Source organism: Pyramidobacter piscolens W5455 (assembly GCF_000177335.1).
Classification (GTDB): Bacteria; Synergistota; Synergistia; order Synergistales; family Dethiosulfovibrionaceae; genus Pyramidobacter; species Pyramidobacter piscolens.
Genome location: NZ_ADFP01000032.1, coordinates 1 through 729, shown reverse-complemented (window position 1 = coordinate 729; position 729 = coordinate 1). Strand labels below are relative to the sequence as shown.

The 729-nt window shown below is 61.2% G+C and carries 1 protein-coding gene; it reads left to right on the top strand.

Going from position 1 to position 729, the window contains the following annotated elements:
* Nucleotides 1-45 precede the first annotated feature (45 nt).
* Nucleotides 46-729, top strand: a 684-nt coding sequence (locus HMPREF7215_RS02430; RefSeq protein WP_009164023.1) for a hypothetical protein, incomplete at its 3' end; no start/stop codon positions are given.

Below are 729 nucleotides of genomic sequence, written 5' to 3'. Positions count from 1 at the left end.
GCCGTTTCCCGGGAAAAATCGCAATTTCCGAGAGCTCAGTGTAAAATGGAAACAAACCGCCGCGGCGGCAAGCCGACTTTTTGTCTTTCGAGGTGCGCTGTGCTGAATTTCCTTTCTTCTCTGCTCTCTTTCGTCGTCGCCCATTCGCTGCTTCTGAGCGCGCTGGGTTTTATTCTGCTGCGGCAGCGCCTGTCGCACCGGCTCAGCGTCTTCCTGGTGGAAAAATATTTCCCCGCCGCGCCCGTCGCGCCGCTGCCTGCCCGCCGCTACGACGGCTGGTTCGACCGCCTCACGCACGCAATCCCCGATTACATCGACGACACGGTGATGCGAAAGGCGCGGGAACAGCGCGTGGCCGAGCAGGTGCGGCGGCGCTTTCTCGAACTGGTGATCGTCAGCCTCTTCAAATCCTTCACGACGCTCGTCGTCTTCCTGACGGGCTACGCGCTGGCGCGCCTGCACGTGATCAGCGTCGCCTCGCTGGGCTTCGTGGTGCGCGCCCTCTCGCTCGGCATCGCCATGCAGAATCTTTACTACTACTTCACCCGCTGGGATTTTCCATTCAAAAAGGTCAAAGAGATCTACGGCGAATTCGGCTTCAACCTGGTGCGCTTCATCGAGGTGCAGATCTTCGCGCGCGTCTATCGGGAAGCCTGCGCCCGGATCGACCGGAGCGTGCAGGATCTCGGCCGGTGGCAGCGCTGGGCTTACCGGTTCATGGGCAGCGGC